This window comes from Micromonospora fiedleri, assembly GCF_016774385.1.
Classification (GTDB): domain Bacteria; phylum Actinomycetota; class Actinomycetes; order Mycobacteriales; family Micromonosporaceae; genus Micromonospora; species Micromonospora gifhornensis.
On record NZ_JAETXL010000005.1, the window covers coordinates 481,657 to 503,614 of the forward strand.

General features: G+C 70.5%; 22 protein-coding genes. 12 read left to right on the plus strand and 10 right to left on the minus strand.

The window, feature by feature from the left end:
* Positions 1-64: 64 nt before the first annotated feature.
* Positions 65-1,183 (minus strand): GuaB3 family IMP dehydrogenase-related protein, encoded by a 1,119-nt coding sequence (locus tag JMF97_RS16300; RefSeq protein WP_126711213.1) that lies wholly within the window; start codon positions 1,181-1,183, stop codon positions 65-67.
* Positions 1,184-1,210: 27 nt separating this feature from the next.
* Positions 1,211-2,773 carry an IMP dehydrogenase gene (gene guaB, locus JMF97_RS16305; RefSeq protein ID WP_126711214.1) on the minus strand — a complete coding sequence of 521 codons (1,563 nt, stop codon included), beginning with the start codon at positions 2,771-2,773 and terminating at the stop codon, positions 1,211-1,213.
* A 207-nt stretch (positions 2,774-2,980) separates the two neighbouring features.
* Here guaB and JMF97_RS16310 point away from each other — a divergent pair, with 207 nt between their 5' ends.
* Positions 2,981-3,400: a DUF5319 domain-containing protein gene (locus JMF97_RS16310; RefSeq protein ID WP_013735869.1), complete on the plus strand. Its 420-nt coding sequence runs from the start codon at positions 2,981-2,983 to the stop codon at positions 3,398-3,400.
* 83 nt (positions 3,401-3,483) lie between these two features.
* Here the strand turns inward: JMF97_RS16310 and JMF97_RS16315 are convergent, their stop codons facing one another.
* Positions 3,484-4,281, minus strand: coding sequence for a helix-turn-helix transcriptional regulator (locus JMF97_RS16315; protein ID WP_203222336.1), 798 nt, complete (start codon positions 4,279-4,281; stop codon positions 3,484-3,486).
* A 255-nt stretch (positions 4,282-4,536) separates the two neighbouring features.
* Here JMF97_RS16315 and JMF97_RS16320 point away from each other — a divergent pair, with 255 nt between their 5' ends.
* Complete coding sequence (locus JMF97_RS16320; RefSeq protein ID WP_043725796.1) at positions 4,537-4,920, plus strand: WhiB family transcriptional regulator; 384 nt, start codon at positions 4,537-4,539, stop codon at positions 4,918-4,920.
* Between the two features lie 169 nt (positions 4,921-5,089).
* On the opposite strand, the gene groL is transcribed toward JMF97_RS16320, so the two are convergent.
* Both groL and groES read right to left on the minus strand, forming a co-directional pair.
* A complete protein-coding gene (gene groL, locus JMF97_RS16325; protein WP_203222337.1) occupies positions 5,090-6,733 on the minus strand; it encodes a chaperonin GroEL in 1,644 nt (547 codons plus the stop codon).
* A 70-nt stretch (positions 6,734-6,803) separates the two neighbouring features.
* On the minus strand, positions 6,804-7,112 hold the full coding sequence (gene groES, locus JMF97_RS16330) for a co-chaperone GroES (RefSeq protein WP_013735873.1): 309 nt from the start codon (positions 7,110-7,112) through the stop codon (positions 6,804-6,806).
* A gap of 364 nt (positions 7,113-7,476) precedes the next feature.
* Here groES and JMF97_RS16335 point away from each other — a divergent pair, with 364 nt between their 5' ends.
* The 10 genes from JMF97_RS16335 (at position 7,477) to JMF97_RS16380 (ending at position 17,809) form a co-directional block, all read left to right on the plus strand.
* Positions 7,477-8,277, plus strand: a complete 801-nt coding sequence (locus JMF97_RS16335) for a helix-turn-helix domain-containing protein (RefSeq protein ID WP_203222338.1) — start codon at positions 7,477-7,479, stop codon at positions 8,275-8,277.
* Positions 8,268-8,477 carry a DUF397 domain-containing protein gene (locus JMF97_RS16340; protein WP_203222339.1) on the plus strand — a complete coding sequence of 70 codons (210 nt, stop codon included), beginning with the start codon at positions 8,268-8,270 and terminating at the stop codon, positions 8,475-8,477. Before JMF97_RS16335 ends, JMF97_RS16340 begins: the two co-directional genes overlap by 10 nt.
* Before the next feature lie 122 nt (positions 8,478-8,599).
* Positions 8,600-9,820, plus strand: a complete 1,221-nt coding sequence (locus JMF97_RS16345) for a THUMP-like domain-containing protein (protein WP_203222340.1) — start codon at positions 8,600-8,602, stop codon at positions 9,818-9,820.
* Between the two features lie 139 nt (positions 9,821-9,959).
* On the plus strand, positions 9,960-10,439 hold the full coding sequence (gene ybaK, locus JMF97_RS16350) for a Cys-tRNA(Pro) deacylase (protein WP_102658816.1): 480 nt from the start codon (positions 9,960-9,962) through the stop codon (positions 10,437-10,439).
* Positions 10,440-10,774: 335 nt separating this feature from the next.
* The gene (locus JMF97_RS16355) at positions 10,775-11,872 is read left to right on the plus strand and encodes a sugar ABC transporter substrate-binding protein (RefSeq protein WP_203222341.1); all 1,098 of its coding nucleotides are present in this window, start codon (positions 10,775-10,777) and stop codon (positions 11,870-11,872) included.
* A 101-nt stretch (positions 11,873-11,973) separates the two neighbouring features.
* The gene (locus JMF97_RS16360) at positions 11,974-12,792 is read left to right on the plus strand and encodes an ATP-binding cassette domain-containing protein (RefSeq protein ID WP_203222342.1); all 819 of its coding nucleotides are present in this window, start codon (positions 11,974-11,976) and stop codon (positions 12,790-12,792) included.
* Entirely contained in the window at positions 12,789-14,048 is a 1,260-nt protein-coding gene (locus JMF97_RS16365; protein ID WP_203222343.1) for a sugar ABC transporter permease, read from the plus strand. The genes JMF97_RS16360 and JMF97_RS16365 overlap by 4 nt, the downstream gene beginning before the upstream one ends.
* 28 nt (positions 14,049-14,076) lie before the next feature.
* On the plus strand, positions 14,077-15,258 hold the full coding sequence (locus JMF97_RS16370) for an ROK family transcriptional regulator (protein WP_203222344.1): 1,182 nt from the start codon (positions 14,077-14,079) through the stop codon (positions 15,256-15,258).
* A gap of 148 nt (positions 15,259-15,406) precedes the next feature.
* Complete coding sequence (locus JMF97_RS16375; RefSeq protein ID WP_043721931.1) at positions 15,407-16,144, plus strand: DUF4142 domain-containing protein; 738 nt, start codon at positions 15,407-15,409, stop codon at positions 16,142-16,144.
* A gap of 9 nt (positions 16,145-16,153) precedes the next feature.
* Positions 16,154-17,809, plus strand: a complete 1,656-nt coding sequence (locus tag JMF97_RS16380) for a copper resistance CopC/CopD family protein (protein ID WP_203222345.1) — start codon at positions 16,154-16,156, stop codon at positions 17,807-17,809.
* A gap of 45 nt (positions 17,810-17,854) precedes the next feature.
* On the opposite strand, the gene JMF97_RS16385 is transcribed toward JMF97_RS16380, so the two are convergent.
* The 5 genes from JMF97_RS16385 to ung form a co-directional block, all read right to left on the minus strand.
* Positions 17,855-18,109: a hypothetical protein gene (locus JMF97_RS16385; protein WP_043725801.1), complete on the minus strand. Its 255-nt coding sequence runs from the start codon at positions 18,107-18,109 to the stop codon at positions 17,855-17,857.
* Between the two features lie 61 nt (positions 18,110-18,170).
* On the minus strand, positions 18,171-18,623 hold the full coding sequence (rimI, locus tag JMF97_RS16390) for a ribosomal protein S18-alanine N-acetyltransferase (protein WP_203222346.1): 453 nt from the start codon (positions 18,621-18,623) through the stop codon (positions 18,171-18,173).
* A gap of 356 nt (positions 18,624-18,979) precedes the next feature.
* Positions 18,980-20,131, minus strand: coding sequence for a glycoside hydrolase family 11 protein (locus JMF97_RS16400; RefSeq protein ID WP_203222347.1), 1,152 nt, complete (start codon positions 20,129-20,131; stop codon positions 18,980-18,982).
* Positions 20,132-20,707: 576 nt separating this feature from the next.
* Positions 20,708-21,058, minus strand: coding sequence for a hypothetical protein (locus JMF97_RS16405; protein ID WP_203222348.1), 351 nt, complete (start codon positions 21,056-21,058; stop codon positions 20,708-20,710).
* Between the two features lie 158 nt (positions 21,059-21,216).
* Positions 21,217-21,918, minus strand: a complete 702-nt coding sequence (gene ung / locus JMF97_RS16410) for a uracil-DNA glycosylase (RefSeq protein WP_203222349.1) — start codon at positions 21,916-21,918, stop codon at positions 21,217-21,219.
* Between the last annotated feature and the right edge of the window lie 40 nt (positions 21,919-21,958).

The following is a 21,958-nucleotide window of genomic DNA, read 5'->3' on the forward strand; positions in this document are numbered from 1 at the left end:
GCGGAGGGCGGGGGGGGGGCGGGGCGGGGCGCGTGGGGAGAGCGTGGGCGTGGGGGGGCTTGGGTCAGCGGTCGAGGACGAGGCCTACTTTTTGGAATTCCTTGAGGTCGCGGTAGCCGCACTTGGCCATGGCGCGGCGGAGGCCGCCGAAGAGGTTGAGTTGGCCGTCGGGCTCGTCGGCGGGGCCGAAGAGGAGGCGTTCCATGGAGCCGAGCGGTTCGCCGGCCACCTCGAAGGCGCCTCGGGGCAACGACGGGTGGCTGGCGGCCGAGTGCCACCAGGCACCGCCGGCCGGGGCCTCCGCGCAGAGCGACAGCGGCTCGCCGAGCATGACCGCGTCCGCGCCGCAGCCGAGCGCCTTGGCGATGTCCCCGGAGGTACGGATGTCGCCGTCGGCGATCAGGTGCACGTACCGGCCGCCGGTCTCGTCCAGGTAGTCCCGCCGGGCGGCGGCGGCGTCGGCGATGGCGGTGGCCATCGGCACCCGGATGCCGAGCACCGATTCGGTGGTGGACCACTCGTCGCCACCGATGCCGATGATCACACCGGCCGCGCCGGTACGCATCAGGTGCAGCGCGGTCTTGTAGTCGGTGCAGCCGCCGACGATGACCGGCAGGTCGAGGTCGGCGATGAACTCCTTGAGGTTGAGCGGCTCGTCGGTGGTCGAGACGTGCTCGGCCGAGACGATGGTGCCCTGGATGACCAGGAGGTCGACGCCCGCGTCGAGGATCACCGGGGCCAGCGCCAGGGTGTGCTGCGGGGAGACCCGCACCGCCACGGTGCCGCCGCCCTCGCGCAGCTCACGGACCCGCTCGGTGATCAGATCCGGGCGGATCGGCTCGGCGTACACCTCCTGGAGCCGCTTGGTGGCGCGGGCGTCCTCGCCCAGGCCGGCCAACTCCTCCAGCACCTTTGTCGGGTTCTCGTAGCGGGTCCAGAGCCCTTCGACGTTGAGCACGCCGAGGCCGCCGAGCTGGCCCAGGCGTACCGCCGAGGCCGGGCTCATCGTCGCGTCGGAGGGGTGCCCCACGCAGGGGATGCCGAACTGGTACGCGTCCAACTGCCAGCCGGTGGAGACGTCGTCCACGTCCCGGGTACGACGGCTCGGCACGATGGCGATGTCGTCCAGGTGGTAGCCGCGCTGCGCGGTCTTGCCCAGCCCGATCTCGACCACGTCACGCATGGGGGGCTCCAGTTTCCACGAAAGGGGTCAGCGGGTGTGGTAGTTCGGTGCCTCGACGGTCATCTGGATGTCGTGCGGGTGGCTCTCCTTGAGCCCGGCCGCGGTGATCCGGATCAGCTGGCCACGCTGGTGCAGCTCGGCGATGCTCTCCGCGCCCGCGTACCCCATCGCCAGCCGCAGACCGCCGACCAGCTGGTGGGCCATCCGCGACAGCGGCCCACGGTAGGGCACCTGGCCCTCGACACCCTCCGGGACCAGCTTCTCGTCGCTCGTCACGTCCTGCTGGAAGTAGCGGTCCTTGGAGTACGACTTCGCCTGCCCCCGCGACTGCATCGCGCCGAGCGAACCCATCCCCCGGTACGCCTTGAACTGCTTGCCGTTGACGAAGATCAGCTCGCCGGGGCTCTCCTCGCAGCCGGCCAGCAGGCTGCCGAGCATCACCGTGTCGGCCCCGGCGACCAGCGCCTTGGCGATGTCGCCCGAATACTGGATGCCACCGTCGCCGATCACCGGCACGCCGGCCGGTCGGGCCGCCCGGGCGGCCTCCATGATCGCCGTGATCTGCGGCACGCCGACACCGGCCACGATCCGGGTGGTGCAGATGGCACCCGGGCCGACGCCCACCTTCACCCCGTCGGCACCGGCGTCGACGAGCGCCTTCGCCCCGGCGTAGGTGGCCACGTTGCCGCCGACGATGTCGATGGCGACGTCCTTCTTCAGCCGGGCGACCATCTCCAGCACGGCCCGCTGGTGGCCGTGCGCGGTGTCCACGATCAGCACGTCGACCCCGGCGTCGACGAGCGCCCGGGCCCGCTTGTAGGCGTCCTCGCCGACCCCGATCGCCGCGGCCACCCGCAGGCGACCGGCGTCGTCCTTGGTGGCGTTCGGGTACTGCTCGCTCTTGGTGAAGTCCTTCACGGTGATCAGCCCGCGCAGCTTGCCGGAGCCGTCGACGATCGGCAGCTTCTCGACCTTGTGCTGGCGCAGCAGGCCCAGCGCCTCGTCCTTGCTCACCCCGACCGGGGCGGTGACCAGCGGCGGCTGGGTCATGATGTCGCGAACCGGCGTGGCCGGGTCGGAGACGAACCGCATGTCCCGGTTGGTGACGATGCCGACCAGCTGCCCCTCGGCGTCCACCACCGGCACGCCGGAGATCCGGTAGCGCCCACAGAGCTGGTCGACCTCACGCAGGGTGTCGTCCGGGCTGGCGGTGACCGGGTTGGTGATCATGCCGGACTCGGAGCGCTTCACCAGGTCGACCTGGAGCGCCTGGTCCTCCACGGAGAGGTTGCGGTGCAGCACGCCGATGCCACCCTGGCGGGCCATGGCGATCGCCATCCGCGCCTCGGTCACCGTGTCCATCGCGCTGGACAGCAGCGGGATGGAGAGGGTGACGTTGCGGGTGAGCCGAGTGACGGTGTTCACCCGGCTGGGCACCACGTCCGACTCGCCCGGTTGCAGCAGCACGTCGTCGAAGGTCAGCCCCAGCGGCACCACCCGGGCCGAGCCCGCCGGCAGCTCGGGCAGGTGGCCGCCCAGCTCGCCAGCATCGGCGCCGGCGGAAAGGTCGGTCTGGGGCGAATTCTCCACGATTTGCTCTCCTGAGCTGCTCGAACGGGCTTCAGTGAGGGTGGTCTGGGCACCGGCGAACGGCCGGGCAGGAAGGCGTCAGCCCCATCGTACCCAGTGGCTCCGGTGGCACCCGCGAGCGGCGGTAGGCGCGGCGACGGGATGTCCCGAGCTGGATTGCTCGACGGGGGACGGGCATCGGCGGGTGCTTGGGTCTACGGTGAGGGGGTGCAAGACGAGCCCATCGACCCGTTCACCGGTGACCCCGCCGACCCGGCAGCCGGCCTGGACGACCCTGACCGCGACTCCTCGCTCGACCCACTGACCGACGTCGAACGCCAGGACGTGCTGGAGGATCTCGCCGACCTGGAGATCTACCAGGCGCTGCTCGCGCCGATCGGCGTACGCGGGCTCGTCATCGAGTGCGAGGACTGCCGGGAGCCGCACTACTTCGACTGGGACCTGCTCCGGGGCAACCTGCGGCACCTGCTCAGCTCCGGGCGCCCCCGGGTGCACGAGCCGGCCTTCGATCCGGACCCGGACCACTACGTCACCTGGGACTACGCGCGCGGCTACGCCGACGGCGTGCACGACACCCTCAGCGAGGGCACCGAGGACAGCGAGGACGAGGCCGCCTCCCGGGACTGACCCGTACGCCCGGGTGACGGCATCAGCAGAGCACGACCGATCACCCACAGCGGACTCGCCCCGGTGGGGTCGGTCTACGGCCGTCAGGCGACCAGGCCGGCACGGAATCCGGCGGCCACCGCGTGCGCCCGGTCCCGGGCGCCCAGCTTGCGGAACAGCCGTCGGGCGTGGGTCTTCACGGTGTCCTCGGAGACGAACAACTCACGGCCGATCTCGGCGTTGCTCTTGCCCTCGGCCATGCCGAGCAGCACCTGCAACTCGCGTTCGGTGAGCCCGATCGTGGACCGGTCGGCGCGGGGCGGCCTGGCGGCGGCGCCCTTCTCCTCCTCGGCGTCCGGCTCGGCCGGATCCTCGCCGCGCTGCACCGGCACCATCGCGGGGCTGCCCGCCGCGTCCGTTGCCGTCCAGGTCGGGGAGCTGTCGCCGGTGGGCCGACCGTTGGGTGCCGGCCGCTGGCCGCCCACCGCCGCGGTGTCCCGCGCCGGGTCGGCGATCCGGTGTCGGTTGGCCCGGCCCGGTGCGGCCAGCAGCAGCAGCGCCTTGGCGACCGCGCTGGTCAGGTCATGGTCGATGCCCTGGATCAGCCCACGCGCCCCGGCATGGATCGTCGCCGCCGCCGCCTCGGACTCCTCCATGCCGAGCAGCAGCACCGCGGCCTGCGGCGCGCGTGCCAGTACCCGCCGGACGAACCCGGCACTGTCGGGGCGGGTGAGGGCGGTGTCGGCGAGCACCACGTCGGCGGGACGCTCGGCCAGTCGCAGCATCACCTCGGGGTCGGAGACGGCCGTCCGGACAGCACCGGACAATCCCAGCCGCGCCGCTGCGGAAGTCAAATGCTGTGCAGCGAGCGGCGTCCGAACGCACACAAGAACGGTACGCACAACGATCTCCTCTCCGCAGACGAGCAGACCATGACCGGGCAGCCTCGGGAGGAACTTCCGGGCAATCCTCCCAAGTTTTCCGACAGATAGGTCATTTGCCCCAAGTCGCCCACAGCTTTTGGATCACAAGACGTGTGAGCCGAGAGCGGTCGGGGTACCGGGGGCTCAAGGCCGGGAACGGTGCCCTGCGCGGCCCGCCGCCCGGACAGCCGGCCAACAAGCATCTCGCGGTGCCGCGCGAGAGGAGGGGTGCTGATGTCGAACGTACGTAGACTGCCCGGACCCATCGTCGACCTCTGGGACTGGCAGCGCCTCGGTGCCTGCCGGGGCCGCGACAGCGCACAGTTCTTCCACCCGGACGGCGAGCGGGGCTCGTCGCGGCTGCGCCGCGAATCGGGTGCCAAGGCCGTCTGCCGCGCCTGCCCGGTACGGGCCGAGTGCGCCGCGCACGCCCTGACCGTGCGGGAGCCGTACGGGGTCTGGGGCGGCTTCAGCGAATCCGAGCGGCTGCGGCTGCTCGCGGTCGGCTGGGAGGATCTCGCCGACCGCCGACAGACCCGGGTGGACGTCGCCCGCCTGGAGGCCCGGCTGGGCAGCAGCCACCGGTCGACCGTCCCCACCCAACGCAACGTCGCCTGACCCACCCATAAACCACCGCTGCCGCGCCCTGCACAAAGGGCGCGGCAGCGTGCTGTCCGGCTCGACCCCGAGGTCGCCTGGCGGGAGGTACCGGCAGCTGACAGCCGTCACGCGGTACGGCGGGTGCTCCGGGGGAGCGGCGCACCCGCCGTACCGTGTCGCGGACGACTCAGAAGCCCGGGCCGTGCTGGTGGCTGTGACCGTGGCCGTGGCCGTGACCAGCTGCGGCGGCCTCCGGCTCCTTGGGCTTCTCCACCACGAGGCTCTCGGTGGTGAGCAGCAGGCCGGCGATGGACGCGGCGTTGGTGACCGCGTTACGGGTCACCTTCACCGGGTCGATGATGCCGGACGCGGCCAGGTCCACGTAGTCGCCGATGGCGGCGTCGAGGCCGTGGCCCCACTTGCCCTCGGTGACCTTCTGCACCACGACGTACCCGTCGTGCCCGGCGTTCTGGGCGATCCAGCGCAGCGGCTCGACCAGCGCCTTGCGCACGATCGACACGCCGACCTTCTCGTCACCGGTGAAGCCGAGGTCGTCGTCGAGCACCGACAGGATCTGGGCCAGGGCGGCGCCACCGCCGGGCACCGTACCCTCCTCGACCGCGGCCTTGGTCGCGGCGATGGCGTCCTCGATGCGGTGCTTGCGCTCCTTCATCTCGACCTCGGTGGCCGCGCCGACCTTGACCACGGCGATGCCACCGGAGAGCTTGGCCAGCCGCTCGGCCAGCTTCTCCCGGTCCCAGTCGGAGTCCGAAGCCTCGATCTCCTTGCGGATCTGAGCGACCCGGTCGGCGACCTCGCTGGCCTGGCCACCACCGTCGACGATGGTGGTGTTCTCCTTGTCGACCACGATGCGCCGGGCGGTGCCGAGCACCTCCAGGCCGACCTGGTCAAGCTTGTAGCCCAGCTCGGGCGCGACCAGCTCGGCACCGGTCAGGATCGCCATGTCCTGGAGCATCGCCTTGCGGCGGTCACCGAAGCCGGGCGCCTTGACCGCGCAGACCTTGAGGGTCTTGCGGATCGAGTTGACCACCAGGGTGGACAGCGCCTGACCCTCGACGTCCTCGGCGATGATCAGCAGCGGCTTGTTGTCCTGGAGGACCTTCTCCAGCAGCGGCAGCAGCTCCTCGATCGCCGAGATCTTCTGCGTGGTGATCAGGATGTACGCGTCCTCCAGGACCGACTCCTGCGCCTCCACGTCGGTGACGAAGTTCGGCGAGATGAAGCCCTTGTCGAACTGGAGGCCCTCGGTGACGTCCAGTTCGGTCTGCAGCGCAGAGCCCTCCTCGACGGTGATCACACCGTCGCGGCCGACCCGCTCCATCGCCTCGGCGATCAGCTCACCGATGGTGGAGTCCTGCGCCGAGATCGTCGCCACGTGCGCGACGGACTTCTTGTCGGAGACCTCGACGGCCTTGCCGAGCAGCGCCTCGGAGACCTTGGCCGCGGCGGCGTCGATGCCCCGCTTGAGACCCGCCGGGTTGGCGCCCGCGGTCACGTTGCGCAGGCCCTCGCGGACCATCGCCTGGGCCAGCACGGTCGCGGTGGTGGTCCCGTCGCCGGCGACGTCGTTGGTCTTGGTCGCCACCTCCTTGACCAGCTGCGCGCCGAGGTTCTCGTACGGGTTGGTGAGCTCGATCTCCTTGGCGATGGTCACACCATCGTTGGTGATCGTCGGCGCACCGAATTTCTTGTCCAGGACGACGTTGCGCCCGCGCGGCCCGAGCGTGACCTTGACCGCGTTCGCGAGCGCGTTGACACCGTGCTCCAGCTGGTGCCGGGCGTCATCCGAGAAGCTCAGGATCTTCGCCATGTATGTCCCTTCGAAGCGACGTTGCCCCGGCCCGGCGAGCCGGACCGGGGCAACGACACTGATCGGTTGCTTACTTCTCGATGATCGCGAGGACGTCGCGGGCGGAGAGCACCAGGTACTCCTCGCCGGCGTACTTGACCTCGGTGCCGCCGTACTTCGAGTAGAGGACGGTGTCCCCGACCTTGACGTCCATCGGGATCCGGTCACCGTCGTCGTCGAAACGACCCGGGCCGACAGCGAGGACGGTGCCCTCCTGCGGCTTCTCCTTGGCGGTGTCGGGAATCACGATGCCCGACGCAGTGGTGGTCTCAGCCTCGTTCGCCTGGACCAGGATCCGGTCCTCGAGCGGCTTGATCGCAACCTTGGTCGCGGTAGTCACGGGCATACCCTCCTGGGGTACTGGTTTCGTTGCTGGCCGGCGTGCCGACCAACGTCAATTTGCCACATGCCACCGGGCGGGGCCGTCGTCGCGGGTGCCGGTCCGCCTGGCGTTCAACTCCCGGGCACGAGGGCCCGAGCGTTGGCACCCTCAGGGTGAGAGTGCTAATCGCAGGTTATTCCTCGGCTAGCACTCCGTCAAGGAGAGTGCCAACGCTCCCCCTTCGTGTCGCCACCTTTCCGACACCCGCGCCAGCCCTTCTCCACTCCCGCGCCAGGGGTTACCGCAACATGCCGGCCCTGTCTTCCGCCCGGCCGCCCGATTCCCTACGTTGCGGCACGAAGACATCACGGAGGGAGACGGCATGGTCGACGTACCAACCCTGGGGTTTCTCCGCGATCAGCTGCGCCGGGCCCGCAAGACCCGCGGGCTCAGCCAGGAGGACCTGAGCAGGATGATCAACTACGCGCCGTCGTCGATCAGCGCGATCGAGACCGGGCAGAACCAGCTCAGCGCCGACTACCTGGCCCGGTTCGACAAGGTGTTGGAGACCGGTGGCCTCTTCGTCGGGATGCTGGAGCTGATCCGCCTGCACGCCGAGCCGGACTGGTTCCGACCATGGGGCGAGATCGAGCGGGAGGCCGTCTCGCTGCGCTGGTACGACCCGGCGGTGGTGCCGGGTCTGCTCCAGACCGAGGCGTACGCGCGAGCGATGCTGCGTGCCGGGCCGCCGCTGACCAACGAGCAGGTCGAGAAGCGGGTGCTGGCCCGGATGGCCCGGCAGCAGGTCCTCAGTCGCGACGAGCCGCCGCAGCTCATCGCGATCCTGGACGAGCTGGCGCTGCGTCGGCAGGTCGGCGACCGGGCGACCATGGTCGAGCAATGTGAGCACCTGCGTGCCCTTGCCGACCGGCCATTCGTCCAGGTGCGGATCATTCCGGCCGCGACTCCCTGGTACATCGGGCTTCATGGTCCCTTCGTGCTGGCCCGGCTCGCTGACGGCACCAAGGTGGCCCACCTGGACAACCAACTGCGCGGGCACACCGTGGACAGCCCGAACGACCTTGCCGCCCTGGGGCGGCGCTGGGAGACTGTGGCTGGTGAGGCGCTGCCGCGCCGGCAGACCGCCCGCCTGATCGAGGAAGTGGCGAAGTCATGGACCTGACCCGTGCCACCTGGCGCAAGTCCTCCCGCAGCAACGCCAACGGCGGTGCCTGTGTCGAGGTCGCCGACAACCTGCCCGACCTGGTCGCCGTACGCGACAGCAAGGACCCGACCGGCCCGGCGCTCGCCTTCACCCCCGCCAGTTGGCGCGCCTTCATCACCTCCCACCATCCCGCCCGATCCCGGGCGTCAGGCGCATGATCGACACCGTTACGCCGAAGTAGCGGTAATCCACGCGCAGGAACACCGCCATTCCGGCGTAACCGTGTCGATCACACCTGGCCGGGCGGATGGGGTGGTCGGTGGGTCGGGACAATGGGTGGGTGGATCTGGAGCAGCTTGCGGCGTTGCGTACGCCCGAGGGGTCGGGCGCGCTCGCGGCGGCGGCCCGGGTGGCGGGCGGTGACCCGCTGGCCGCGGCGGCGGCGCTGCGCTCGGCCGGGATCCCCGCCGGGTTGGCGGCGGCGGCGCTGACTCAGGCGGAGTTGCGCCGCCGGGCGGCGGGCAAGTTCGGGCCGGCGGCGAGCGGCATGTTCTTCACCCGGCCCGGCCTGGAACAGGCGACCCGAGGGGTGGTCGCGCGACGCCGTGCGCACCGGCTGCGCAAGGCCGGGGTGACCAGCCTGGCCGACCTGGGGTGCGGGTTGGGGGCCGACGCGCTCGCCGCCGCCCAGGCCGGCATCCGGGTGTACGGCGTGGAGGCCGACCCGTTCACCGCCGCGTTGGCCGAGGCGAACGCGCAGGCAGCCGGGCTGGCCGAGCTTTTCACCGTCGAGTGCGGGGACGCGACGGCGTTCGACGTGACCCGGGTCGAGGCGGTCTTCTGCGACCCGGCCCGCCGCCGGGCCGGGACCGGACGCCGCATCTTCGACCCGAACTCGTACTCGCCGCCGTGGGACTTCGTCACCGGGCTCGCGCAACGGGTGCCCCGGACGGTGGTGAAGGTCGCCCCCGGTCTCGACCACGCTCTCATTCCCGCTGGCGCCGAGGCCGAGTGGGTAAGCGTCGACGGCAACCTGGTCGAGGCGGCGCTCTGGTGCGGCCCGCTCGCCGAAACCCCCCGCCGCGCAACCGTACTGAAGGACGGGCCGGTCGACGCCGCCGACGGGCACCCTGCTCACCCCGTCGAGAACCAACTCGTCGGCTCGGGGCGGCAGGAGGCACCGGTCGGGCCGGTACGCCGCTTCGTGTACGACCCGGACCCGGCGGTGGTCCGCGCCCACCTGATCGCCGAACTCGCCGCCGACCTGGATGCCTCGCTGGCCGACCCGAGCATCGCCTACCTCTACGCCGACGCGCCGACGCCGACGCCGTACGCCCGCTGCCTGGAGGTGACCGACGTGCTGCCGTTCTCGCTGAAGCGACTGCGGGCGTTGCTGCGGGAGCGCCGGGTCGGCCGGGTGGAGATCCTCAAGCGTGGCTCGGCGCTGGAACCCGAACGGCTCCGGCACGACCTGCGCCTGACCGGCGACCAGCCGGCGAGCCTGGTGCTGACCCGGGTCGCCGCCGCCCCGACGGTGCTGGTCTGCCAGCCGGTCACCTGAACCCCACCACCCGCCTGCCGAAGCAGGACCAAAGCCCACCCGCCGAGCAGGACCAAAGCAGGGTCAAAGCTGGGCCGGAGCAGGGCCGACGCAGGAAGCCGCTGGCCTCCAGACCGGGAGCGCAGCTAGGTTGGCGCACATGACGGGACGGGGTACGCCGGCGATGGTGCTGCTGACGAAGCACCGCATCACCCATCGCACCCATCCCTACGATGTCGCGGCGGACTCGCCGAACTACGGCGCGTTGGTCGCCGCCGCGATCGGCGTACCGCCCGGACGGGTCTTCAAGACCCTGATCGCCGAGGTGGACGGCGCCCTCACCGTGGCGATCGTGCCGGTGACCGGCGAGCTGGACCTCAAGGCGCTGGCCGCGGCGGTCGGTGGCAAGCGGGCCACGCTTGCCGAACGTGGTGCGGCCGAACGCGCCACCGGCTACGTACGCGGCGGCATCAGCCCGTTGGGGCAGCGTAAGCGGCTGCCCACGGTGCTCGACGACTCCGCCCTGGAGCACGACACGGTGTACGTGTCGGCGGGCCGGCGCGGTCTTCAGGTCGAACTGGCCCCGGCCGATCTGGTCGCCCTCACCGACGCCCGGACCGCACCCCTCGCCACCGGCTGACCTCGGTCATCACCGTTGCGCCGCAACGGTGGGATCCCGGCGTGCGGGTCAGCCACGAAACCCGTGCCCGTTGGGGCCAAGGTTCGCCGGGGGCGTGAACCCTCTGCCGTCTGCCACGTCCGCCGATGTGGGCGTCTGACCAGGCATTTCAGCTGGCCGATGCCACCGCGGTGACACGAGCGCTTCATGGGCGTTGCCGAATTGTTACTGCCGACAACAAATTAGCGACCACCGCGCCCTTGTGTCGGCGCCCGGCAGCGGAATACGTTGCCGGGCACAACAAAAGAACACCATCGACACACCGACACCTTCCCACTCTCGAAAGGACCCTGCACATGCGCAAGGGCTTCCTCGCCATCGGCGCTGTGGGCGTGCTCGCCCTCGGCAGCCTGACGGCCTGCGGCGACGATTCCGGCGACCAGGCCGGCGGCGGCTCCGGCAAGACCCCGAAGATCGGCGTGATCCTGCCGGACAGCAGCTCCTCGGTCCGCTGGGAGAGCGCGGACCGCAGGTTCCTCAAGGAGGCGTTCGACGCGGCCGGTGTCCTGTCGGACATCCAGAACGCGCAGGGCGACAAGAACGCCTTCCAGACCATCGCCGACCAGATGATCACCAACGGCGTCACCGTGCTGATGATCGTCAACCTGGACTCCGGCACCGGCAAGGCCGTCCTGGACAAGGCCAAGTCGCAGGGTGTCGCCACCATCGACTACGACCGCCTGACCCTCGGCGGCTCGGCGCAGTACTACGTCAGCTTCGACAACGTGGCCGTCGGCAAGCTGCAGGGCGAGGGCCTGGTCAAGTGCCTCACCGACGCGAAGGTGGAGAAGCCGGCGATCGCCTACCTCAACGGCTCGCCGACCGACAACAACGCCACCCTGTTCAAGGAGGGCTACGACTCGGTCCTCAAGCCGAAGTTCGACTCCGGCGAGTACACCAAGGCCGCCGACGACTCCGTGCCGGACTGGGACAACACCCAGGCCGCGACCATCTTCGAGCAGCAGCTCACCAAGACCGGCGGCAAGATCGACGGCGTGCTCTCCGCGAACGACGGCCTCGGCAACGCCGCCATCTCGGTGCTGAAGAAGAACAACCTCAACGGCAAGGTCCCGGTGACCGGGCAGGACGCCGACCCGCAGGCGCTGCAGAACATCCTCGCCGGTGACCAGTGCATGACCGTTTACAAGGCGGTCAAGAAGGAGGCGGACGCCGCCGCCGAGTTGGCCATCGCGCTGGCCAAGGGCGAGCGCAAGGAGACCGGTCAGACGGTCCGGGACCCGGAGGGCAACCGTGACGTGCCCGCCGTCCTGCTCACCCCCGCGGCGATCTACAAGGAGAACGTCAAGGACGTCATCGCCGACGGCTACGTGACCAAGGAGCAGGTCTGCACCGGCGACTACGCCAAGCTCTGCACCGACGCGGGCATCAGCTGACCTGTCCCCCGCCAGAGTGACGCCGCCCGGTACGGCAACCCCGTACCGGGCGGCGTCGCTGGACGGGCCCCGATCTCCCTCCGTGGAATAAGGAGAACCCCGTGTCCGCGAACCCACTGCTGGAGCTACGCGGGATCGACAAGAGTTTCGGTCCCGTCCAGGTGCTGCGCGACGTCGCCTTCGCCGCCTACCCGGGCGAGGTCACCGCCCTCGTCGGTGACAACGGCGCCGGCAAGTCGACCCTGGTCAAGTGCATCAGCGGCATCTACCCCGTCGACGCCGGCGAGTTCGTCTTCGACGGCCGACCGGTGACCATCAACAGTCCGCGCGACGCCGCCTCGCTCGGCATCGAGGTCGTCTACCAGGATCTCGCGCTCTGCGACAACCTCGACATCGTGCAGAACATGTTCCTCGGGCGGGAGAAGCGCAACGGCCTCGTCCTGGACGAGCCGACGATGGAACAGATGGCCGCGGAGACCCTGGCCGGGCTCTCCGTACGCACCGTCAAGTCCCTGCGCCAGCACGTCTCCAGCCTCTCCGGTGGGCAGCGCCAGACCGTGGCGATCGCCAAGGCGGTGCTCTGGAACAGCAAGCTGGTGATCCTGGACGAGCCGACCGCCGCGCTCGGCGTCGCGCAGACCGCCCAGGTCCTCGAACTCGTTCGACGGTTGGCCGACAACGGCCTGGCCGTCGTCCTCATCTCGCACAACATGAACGACGTCTTCGCCGTCTCCGACCGCATCGCCGCGCTCTACCTCGGCCAGATGGTCGCCCAGGTGAAGACGACAGAGATCACCCACGCCCAGGTGGTCGAGCTGATCACCGCCGGCCGCTCCGGCGAGCTCGGACTCGCCGTCGACCCGGGCGTCAACGGCAACGGCGCGGCGCCGGCCGACAGCACCGCAGGAGGCGTCTCATGAGCATCACCGCCGTCACGAAGGAGGGCCCCGCCGCCGTCGCACCGGCACCCACCGTCGGCAGCCACGTCCGCGACTACTGGCAGCGGGTACGCGGCGGAGACATCGGTGCCCTGCCCGCCGTCGCCGGTCTGCTCGTCCTCTGCACCATCTTCTCGATCATGCGGCCGTCGTTCCTCACCGCCGGCAACTTCGCCAACCTGTTCACCCAGGGCGCGGCGGTGACCCTGATCGCGATGGGTCTGGTCTTCGTCCTGCTGCTCGGCGAGATCGACCTGTCGGCCGGTTTCGCCAGCGGCGTCTGCGCGGCGGTGCTGGCCAACCTGGTCACCGTCCTGGGCTACCCCTGGTACGTCGCGGTGCTCGCCGCCCTGCTCACCGGCATGGTCATCGGCACCACGCTCGGCTTCCTGGTCGCCAAGGTGGGCATCCCCTCGTTCGTGGTCACCCTCGCCGGCTTCCTCGCCTTCCAGGGCGTGGTGCTGCTGCTGATGAAGGAGGGCCGCAACATCTCGGTCCGCGAGCCGGTGGTGGTGGCGATCGTCAACCGCAACATGCCGGTCGCGCTCGGCTGGACGCTCGCCGCGATCGCGGTCGCGGGATTCGCCGTGGTGCAACTGCTCCGCTACCGCAGCCGTGCCGCGCGAAACCTGATCAACGATCCGTTCGCGGTGGTGCTGGGTCGCATCGCCGCCCTGGCGCTCGTCCTGGGCCTCGCCGTCTACGTGCTCAACCTGGAGCGCAGCCTCAACACACTGATCACCTCGCTCAAGGGTGTGCCGATCGTGGTGCCGATCGTCGCCGTACTGCTGGTGGTCCTGACTTTCGTGCTCCAGCGCACCAGCTACGGCCGGCACATCTACGCGGTCGGCGGCAACCGGGAGGCCGCCCGCCGGGCCGGCATCAACGTCGACCGCATCCGCATCTCGGCTTTCATGATCTGCTCGACGATGGCCGCGGTCGGCGGGATCGTGGCGGCCAGCCGGGCCAACTCCGTGGACCCGAACACCGGCGGCAGCAACGTGCTGCTGTACGCCGTGGGCGCGGCGGTGATCGGTGGCACCAGCCTCTTCGGCGGCAAGGGACGCATCCTGGACGCGGTCCTCGGTGGCGCCGTCGTGGCCGTGATCGACAATGGGATGGGTCTGATGGGCTACAGCTCCGGCGTCAAGTACGTGGTCACCGGCGTCGTGCTGTTGCTCGCGGCCAGTGTCGACGCGCTGTCCCGACGACGAGCTTCGGCCACCGGAAACCGCTGAACGCACCACCGAAAGTAGTAACCACCCGATGCGCGTAGGACCCAGCCAGGACGAGATCCGCCGGCAGAATCTCGGCGCGCTGCTGCGTTACGTGCACCTGCACGGGGCGACGACCCGCGCCGAGTTGACGAACGCGCTCGGGTTGAACCGGAGCACCATCGGCGCGCTCACCGCCGACCTCGCCGCGGCCGGCCTGGTGACCGAGGGGGCGCCGAAGGAAACCGGCCGGGCCGGACGACCGTCGCTTGTCGTCCGGCCCGAGTCGGACCGGATCTTCGCGTACGCGTACAGCATCGAGGTGGATCGGCTGCGGGCCGCGCGGGTCGGTCTCGGCGGCGCGGTGCTCGACCGCCGGGAGCTGGACCGGCCGCGCGGCCTCTCCGCCGCGGAGGCCGCGCCGCTGCTGGCCGGGGCGGTCAAGGAGATGCGGCAGGCGCTGCCGAAGGATGCCGTCTGCGTCGGTGCCGGCATCGCGGTCTGCGGCATGGTGCGCCGCGACGACGGCCTGGTCCGGCTCGGGCCAGCCACCGGCTGGGTGGACGAGCCGATCGGGGCGGCGGTCAGCGCCGAACTCGGCGTCGAGGTACCCGTCACCGTCGGGAACGTGGCGGACGTGGCAGCCTTCGCCGAGCACGCCCGGGGCACCGCCGCCGGCTGCGACAACGTCATCTACCTCTACGGGGACGTGGGTGTCGGCGCCGGGATCATCGCCGGGGGTCGGCGGCTGACCGGGCACGGCGGCTACAGCGGCGAGGTCGGTCACATGGTGGTGTCCCGCGACGGGGCCCGCTGCGAGTGCGGCAACCGGGGCTGCTGGGAGACCGAGATCGGCGAGCACGGCCTGCTGCGCGCCGCCGGGCGCTCCGACGCCCGGGGCCGCGACGCGCTGCTGGCGGTCTTCGACGCCGCCGACCGGGGCGACGCCCGGGCCCAGACGGCGGTACGCCAGGCCGGCGACTGGCTGGGCTTCGGCGTGGCCAACCTGGTCAACATCTTCAACCCGGAGATGGTCATCTTCGGTGGCACGATGCGTGATCTGTACCTGGCCGCCGCCGCCCAGGTACGCAGCCGGCTCAACTCCAACGGGCTGCCCGCCTGCCTGGAGCACGTACGCCTGCGCACCCCCATGCTCGGCGCGGACGCCCCGCTGATCGGCGCCGCCGAACTGGCCTTCGACCGGCTCCTCGCGGACCCTCTCGACGTCGGTTGAGCTGTCCGCACGCACCGCCGTGAGGTGGATTCGCGAGCGATGAACTGATCGGCCGGTCGATCCGTACCAGTGTGCGGACGGGCGGCCAACGGCGTGCGGACGCCCGTCGGGCAGATGATCGGTTCTCGACCGAGGAGGCACCGCAGACATGGCATCGCTGGATTCCGCTCGTCGCCGGCAGGGCAATCGGTCCCCTCGGTTGGCGGTGCTGCTCACCACGATCGCCGCGGCCCTCGTCGTGCTGCCCGGGATGGCGTTGGCCGCGCCCGCAGGTCAGCAACTCGCCGCCGCCGATCAGGCCCTGCTCGACGGCGTACGGCTGGCCGGGCTCTGGGAGATGCCGGCCGGGCAGATGGCCGCCGAGAAGGGCCAGTCCCGGGTGGTCCGGGAGATCGGCGCCGAAATCGCCCGTCAGCACGAGGAACTGGACCGGCTGACCGTGGAGGCCGCCAACAAGCTCGGCGCGACCATCCCCAACCAGCCGACCGCCGAACAGCAGCAGTGGCTGACCGAGATGAAGGACGCCACCGGGGCCCGCTTCGACCAGATCTTCGTCACCCGCCTCCGGGTCGCCCACGGCAAGATCTTCCCGGTGGTCAGCGCGGTGCGGGCCAGCACCCGCAACGACGTCATCCGGGACCTGGCCAACGCCACGAACAAGTTCGTCGGCGACCACATGCTGATGCTGGAGAGCACCGGTCTGGTCCGGTACGCCGAACTGCCGCCGGCCGCCCTGCCCGCGCCGGGCAACGACGGTCTGATCGCCGCCGCGTCAGCCAACACCGGCCCGCAGATCGGCATCAGCAACACGGTGATCTGGGTGGTCTTCCTCGGTGCCATCGGCACCGGCGGCTTCCTCAGCTACCGCCTGCTGCGCCGCAACTGATCCCGCGCGATGCCCACCCGTACCCGGGCCGGGGTCCTGCTCGGGCTGGTCCTGGCCACCTTCTGCGCCACCCTGGGCGCGGTCCTGGGGGCGCCCGGCCCGGCGGCGGCGCACGCCGTGGTGGTCGCCACCACGCCGCAGCGTGACGAGGTGCTGGGCTACGCCCCGCGCGAGGTGCTGGTGACCTTCAGCGAGCCGGTCGCCGTCGTGCCCGGCCGGGTGCAGGTGCTCTCCCCCGACGGCAAGCGGATCAACGTCGGTGACCCGGAGGTCCGCGACCGGACCATGCGCATCGCGCTGCGGGCGGCGGACCGGCCACTCGGCACCTACCTGGTCAGCTACCGGGTCGTCTCGGCGGACAGCCACCCGATCTCCGGCAGCTTTACCTTCGCCGCCGGAGCCCCGTCGGCCACCCCACCGCTGCCGGCCGACGCCGGAGCCGAGTCACCGGCCGGAATCCTGGTGCCGGTGGCCAAGTACGTCGGCTACCTGGGCCTGCTGCTGGCCGTCGGCCCGCCGCTGCTCACCGCGTCGATGTGGCCCCACCGACGGTCCCGGCGAGGTGCCACGGTGATGGCGCTGGTCGGGCTCGGTCTGGTCACCGCCGCCACCGTGGGCACCTGGATCGGGCAGGCCGCGCAGGTGGTCGGCGCACCGGTCGGGCGGCTGTCCCTGGCCGACCTGCGCACGGTCGCGGACAGCGACATCGGGCTGGTGCTGGCCGTACGCCTGGCGCTTGTCGGCCTCGCCGCGGCGCTGCTGCCGGCGGTCACCCGGGGCACCGCCGGACGCGGTCGCACCGGGGCGCTCGCGGTGGTCGGGGTGGCCGGGCTGGCCACCTGGCCGCTGGCCGGGCATCCGGTCGCCGCACCGGTCCCTGCGGTGAGCATCGTGCTCACCACCGTGCACGTCGCCGGGATCACCGTGTGGCTGGGCGGCCTGCTCGCGCTGACCGTGTTCCTGCTGCGGGGCACCCACGAGCGGGTCCTCGCCCGGATCCTGCCGGCCTGGTCGCGGTGGGCCACGGTGGCCGTGGCCTGGCTGGTGACCGCCGGGCTGATCCAGGCCGCCATCGAACTCGGCCGACCGTCGGCGCTGCTGGAAACCGCGTACGGGCGGCTGCTCGGTGCCAAGGCCGCGCTGCTGGCCGTGGTGCTGGCGGTGGCCGCCGGACAGCGGCGACTGATCCGCCGACGGGCCGCCGCAGCCCAGCCCCGACGGGTCGCCCGGGCGGCCGGCGTCGAACTCGCGGTGACCGCGGTGGTCCTGGCGCTGACCGCGTTACTGGTGCAGACCCCGCCGGGCCGTACGGCCGGCACGGCAGCGGCCGGGGTCACCCGCGAGGGCGTCGCGCAGTCGCTGACCACCGACCTGTTCACGCTCCAGTTCGACATCTACCCGGCCGCCGCCGGCACCACGAACAGCCTGCACGCCTACGTCTACACGCCGCAGGCGCGGGAGTTGCCGGTCGCCGAGTGGACCATCACCGCGGCCCTGCCGGAGGCCGGCATCGAACCGATCACCGTCGAGGTCTTCGCGCTGGAACCGCACCACGGCAGCGCTGAGATCCACTTCCCGGTGGCCGGTGACTGGACGCTGCGCATCGCCGCCCGGACCAGCGAGATCGACCGGTCCACCGCCACCACCACGGTGACCATCCGCTGAGCCCGCACCGGGCCGGGGTTGAACCCAGCCCACCGCCTGTCGGCGTCAGCGGTCGACCTGGGTGAAGTCCCAGGAGTGTGGTGGCCGGGCGAGCAGCATCACCGGTGGTTCGGGCAGCGGGCGCGGGTTGCTGCGCCACTTGGAGATCACCACGACCCGGTGATCCGTGGAGGAGAAGACCTCGCTGGACACGTGCAGCGGATCGTGCTCGAACTCGGGTAGGGCCGTGTCGCAGACCCAGGTGATCAGCTCGGCGAGCCCGTACGGCTCGGCCCGCGCCTCCCACATCCGTACGATCACGTCGCCGTCCTCCCTCAGCCGCTGACCCTGGTCATCGGCATGGCCGTCAGCCATGGCGGTCTCAGTCCTCGATGCGCCGCATCACCAGCGCGTCGGTGTTGCTCGGTTGGTAGTAGCCACGACGTACGCCGATCGGTTCGAACCCGTATCCGGCGTAGAGCCGCTGGGCCGGGGCGTTGTCCGCCGCGACCTCCAGCAGCACGGCACGCAGGTCGCGCCGCGCCGCCTCGGCGAGCAGCTCCTCCAGCAGCAGCCGCCCGATCCCCCGTCGCTGCGCGTCCCGGCGTACCGCGATGTTCTGCACCCACGCCTCGTCGGGGGGTGCGACGGCCAGTCCGGCGTAGCCGAGCACCGTACCGTCGTCGTCGGTCGCGATCCGGTAGTGGTGCCCGTTGGCCAGTTCGTTCCAGAACATCGCGGCGGACCACTGCTCGGCGCCGAAGAGGTCCGCCTCGATGGTCAGCACCTCGTCTATGTGCCACCAGCGGAACCGGTCGAGCCGCACCGCGCTCACGGCCGGGCCGGCCTGGCTGCGGCGACCGCCCGGGGCGTACCGCCTCTCACGGTGGCCTCGACGAGCGCCGCCGTCACCGCCGGGGTCGGGCTGTCCACCACCAGTACGAGCACAATGGCCCAGCCTAGCCGCATCGCCTCCGGCCCTTGGACGCCCGCCCGCCATCGCCGTAGCGCTCGCGCGCACCGCACCCATGACGGTGGGCGGTCAGGACATTGAACGGCGTCAGTCGCACCAGGTACCGGCGCTGTGATTGCACAGAGCAATCAATATTCAATATTGCTGTGGTTCTCAAAGAGGAACGGGGCCAGGCACGTCAGCGCCTGGCCCCGTAGTGATGGATCGGTTGCGACGGATCAGTTGCGGCGGCTCCACTGCTGGTTTGCTCCACCCCAGCAGCTGTACAGCTGGATAAGCGCCCCGTTACCGCTGCCACCGGCGTCGAGGCACAACCCTGACTGCACTCCGGTGATCGTGCCGTTGGAGTTGATGTTCCACTGCTGGTTCGCGCCGCCGTGGCAGTCGTAGATGGTCACCCGCGTACCGTTGCTGGTGCCCTGATTCGCGGCATCCAGGCACTTGCCGTTCACCGTCAGCTGCCGGCTCGAGGTGTGGGTGAACCGCTGGTTCGAGCCACCCCAGCAGTCATACAACTGGATCTGGGTGCCGTTGCTGGTGCTCGAGTTCGGCACGTCCAGACACCGGCCGGACTGCTGACCGACGATCATCTGGCCGCTACCGCCACTGGGCGGCGGGGTGGTCGGGTTGGTCGGGCCGGGGCCGGGGGTGCCGCCTTCCGAGACGGTGATGTCCGAGCTTCCCTGGCTCTGGTAACCCTCGGTGGCCATGATCTGGTAGTAGTGGTTGCCCAGGTTCAGGCCAACGCGGGCCCAGGCATCGAAGTGGTTGGCGGTGGTGATGGTGCCGCTGCTGCGCTTCTGCTGCCGGACGCTCCAGTACTGGTAGAACGTCGCGGTGCCGTCGATCGAGGGCTGGTTGACCCGCTGGCTGCGCAGGATGTCGTAGGTGCCGCCGTCGGTGGTGATGCTGCCGAGCCGGGTGGCGCCGCTGCTCGGGTTGTAGCTGCCGAAGTTCTCGACGATGTAGTACTCGACCAGCGGGTTACGGGTCCAGCCGTACAGGGCGAGATAGCTGTTGTTGTTGCCCGGGTTGTAGCTGCCCGAGTAGGTGATCGTGCGGCGGGTTCCGGGGTTCCAGCCCTTGCCGCCGACCCAGTTGTTGGTGCTCCTGCTCCACGAGCTGGAGTAGCGGCCGTTCTCGCGCAACACCATGCAGGCGTCGCCGCTGTCCTTCCAGAACGAGAAGAAGAACCCGTTGTGGGTGCCTTCCGTGTTCGAGCAGACCTGCCGGTCGGCCTCGGCGTGGGCGGGGCTGGCCGAGATCGCGATGGTGCCGGTGGTGGCCAACACTGCGGCGAAGGCGGCGGCAGCCAGCATCCTGATGCGGCCGCGTCGGCGACTCTTGCGGTGGGTGGGGACTTCGTTCATGGTGGCGTGCTTCTCCTTGAGAGAGGCGGCGTGGCGTAATCGACGGGGTGTGTGTGGTCGAGGGACGGTCACCGCGCGTCGATGCTGCGCCTTGGTTGTACGAAATTTCCGGACTGTCGGTTGTGTGGGTACTCCGCTGCTACTTTGCGTCGCCACTGACCTCCAGGCTGAAGGGCGTTAGCCAGCATCTATATCTTCGATATCGTTATCCAAATATCGACGCCAGTCAAGGAATGTCGTCCGACCGGCTCCACCGACCAACCAGGCGGACGCCACCACCTGGTACGTGCCGGCAGCATGGAGGGACGAGCACACGGCTCAGCCGGCCGACCGCTCCCAGTCGATTGTGGGCAGGCCGGCGTCGGCGAGCGCTTTGTTGTCAAGGTGCAGGTGGCGAGCACCGGTGAACTCTCCGCCGCGGAGATGACCAGGATCGCGGAGTCGATCGAGGTGCTCGACGAGAGCACCTGGCTCCCGGCGACCGAGGCGCTGGCCGGCCGGTAGGTAGGTCCGTCACGACCGACGGCGCCGTGTTCGTCATCGAACACGGCGCCGTCGGTCGTGGGCGCGCCGAGGTCAGACGACCTTGAAGCTGCTCAGCGGGGCCTGCACGTTGTGCAGGTCACCGCTCGGCACGTAGTAGCTGATTCCGGTGCAGTTGACGCCCTCGTAGACCCGCAGCGAGTAGTCGGTGAGGTTCAGCCAGCCCAGGAAGCCCATCGAGCTGTTCACGCAGTCAGTGCCGAAGGGTGCCGGGTACTCGACCGTGGCGCCGTTGAACCACTTGGACTCGTGCAGGCACAGGGTGCCGTCGACGTAGGTGCAGCTGCGGGATTCGGCCGCAGCCGCAGGGGCTCCGGTCACCGCGATCGCGGCGGCGCTGATGGTGGCGAGCAGGGCGGTCCGGACAGACTTCGACGGGCGCATGCAGTCCTCCTTGATGCGGGTGGTGGCAGGTCGGCGACGAGTCGCAGGGATCGACAGTCACCAACTAGTTGCATGGTCGACTGTCCGGATAAGGACTGTCAACGCATCAACCACTCCGCCGGCATCGGCAGGAACGAACGTGCAACCGCTCTGCACGCTCAGCCCGCCGTACGCTCCCAGTCGATGGTGGGCAGGCCGGCGTCGGCGAGCGCCTTGTTCGCCGCGCTGAACGGCCGGCTGCCGAGGAAGCCGCGCGGGTTCATCGGGCTCGGGTGCCCCGCCTCCAGCACCACGTGCTGCGGGTTGCCGACCAGCGCCGCCTTCTTGCGCGCGTAGCCGCCCCAGAGCAGGAAGACCACCCGGGACTCCATCGCGTCGAGCGCCCGGATGGTGGCGTCGGTGAACTCCTCCCAGCCCTGGTTGGCGTGCGAGCCCGGTGCGCCCTGGCGCACGGTCAGCACCGAGTTGAGCAGCAGCACACCCTGCGCCGCCCAGCCGTCGAGGTTGCCGCTGGGCGGCTTGGGCACGCCCAGGTCCTCGCCCAACTCCTTGAAGACGTTGCGCAGCGACGGCGGCACGGACACGCCCTCGCGCACGCTGAAGCTGAGCCCGTGCGCCTGACCGACACGGTGGTAGGGGTCCTGGCCGAGGATGAGCACCCGGCAGGCCGACGGAGCGCAGAGCCGGTAGGCCGAGAAGAGGTCCTCGACCGGCGGGAAGACCGTGCCGGTGGCGTACTCCCGGGCGACGAACTCGCCCAACGCGGCCGTGCGGGCCGGGTCGAGGTGCGGGGCGAGCACCTCCCGCCACTCGCTCGGTAGCAGTGCCGGCAGGTCCAGGGTGACAACGTCGTCGGGCATCAGCGGCCTTTCAGTGGCGAGGTCGGTCCCCGGCACTGTA

Bases quoted from the DNA above. Each gene is read 5' to 3' on its own strand.
- JMF97_RS16400 (WP_203222347.1), bottom strand. From the start codon at position 20,131: ATGAACGAAGTCCCCACCCACCGCAAGAGTCGCCGACGCGGCCGCATC.
- ung (WP_203222349.1), bottom strand. From the start codon at position 21,918: ATGCCCGACGACGTTGTCACCCTGGACCTGCCGGCACTGCTACCGAGC.
- JMF97_RS16355 (WP_203222341.1), top strand. From the start codon at position 10,775: ATGCGCAAGGGCTTCCTCGCCATCGGCGCTGTGGGCGTGCTCGCCCTC.
- JMF97_RS16380 (WP_203222345.1), top strand. From the start codon at position 16,154: ATGCCCACCCGTACCCGGGCCGGGGTCCTGCTCGGGCTGGTCCTGGCC.
- JMF97_RS16405 (WP_203222348.1), bottom strand. From the start codon at position 21,058: ATGCGCCCGTCGAAGTCTGTCCGGACCGCCCTGCTCGCCACCATCAGC.
- JMF97_RS16320 (WP_043725796.1), top strand. From the start codon at position 4,537: ATGTCGAACGTACGTAGACTGCCCGGACCCATCGTCGACCTCTGGGAC.
- JMF97_RS16370 (WP_203222344.1), top strand. From the start codon at position 14,077: ATGCGCGTAGGACCCAGCCAGGACGAGATCCGCCGGCAGAATCTCGGC.
- ybaK (WP_102658816.1), top strand. From the start codon at position 9,960: ATGACGGGACGGGGTACGCCGGCGATGGTGCTGCTGACGAAGCACCGC.
- JMF97_RS16340 (WP_203222339.1), top strand. From the start codon at position 8,268: ATGGACCTGACCCGTGCCACCTGGCGCAAGTCCTCCCGCAGCAACGCC.
- groL (WP_203222337.1), bottom strand. From the start codon at position 6,733: ATGGCGAAGATCCTGAGCTTCTCGGATGACGCCCGGCACCAGCTGGAG.
- JMF97_RS16375 (WP_043721931.1), top strand. From the start codon at position 15,407: ATGGCATCGCTGGATTCCGCTCGTCGCCGGCAGGGCAATCGGTCCCCT.
- JMF97_RS16335 (WP_203222338.1), top strand. From the start codon at position 7,477: ATGGTCGACGTACCAACCCTGGGGTTTCTCCGCGATCAGCTGCGCCGG.
- JMF97_RS16300 (WP_126711213.1), bottom strand. From the start codon at position 1,183: ATGCGTGACGTGGTCGAGATCGGGCTGGGCAAGACCGCGCAGCGCGGC.
- JMF97_RS16365 (WP_203222343.1), top strand. From the start codon at position 12,789: ATGAGCATCACCGCCGTCACGAAGGAGGGCCCCGCCGCCGTCGCACCG.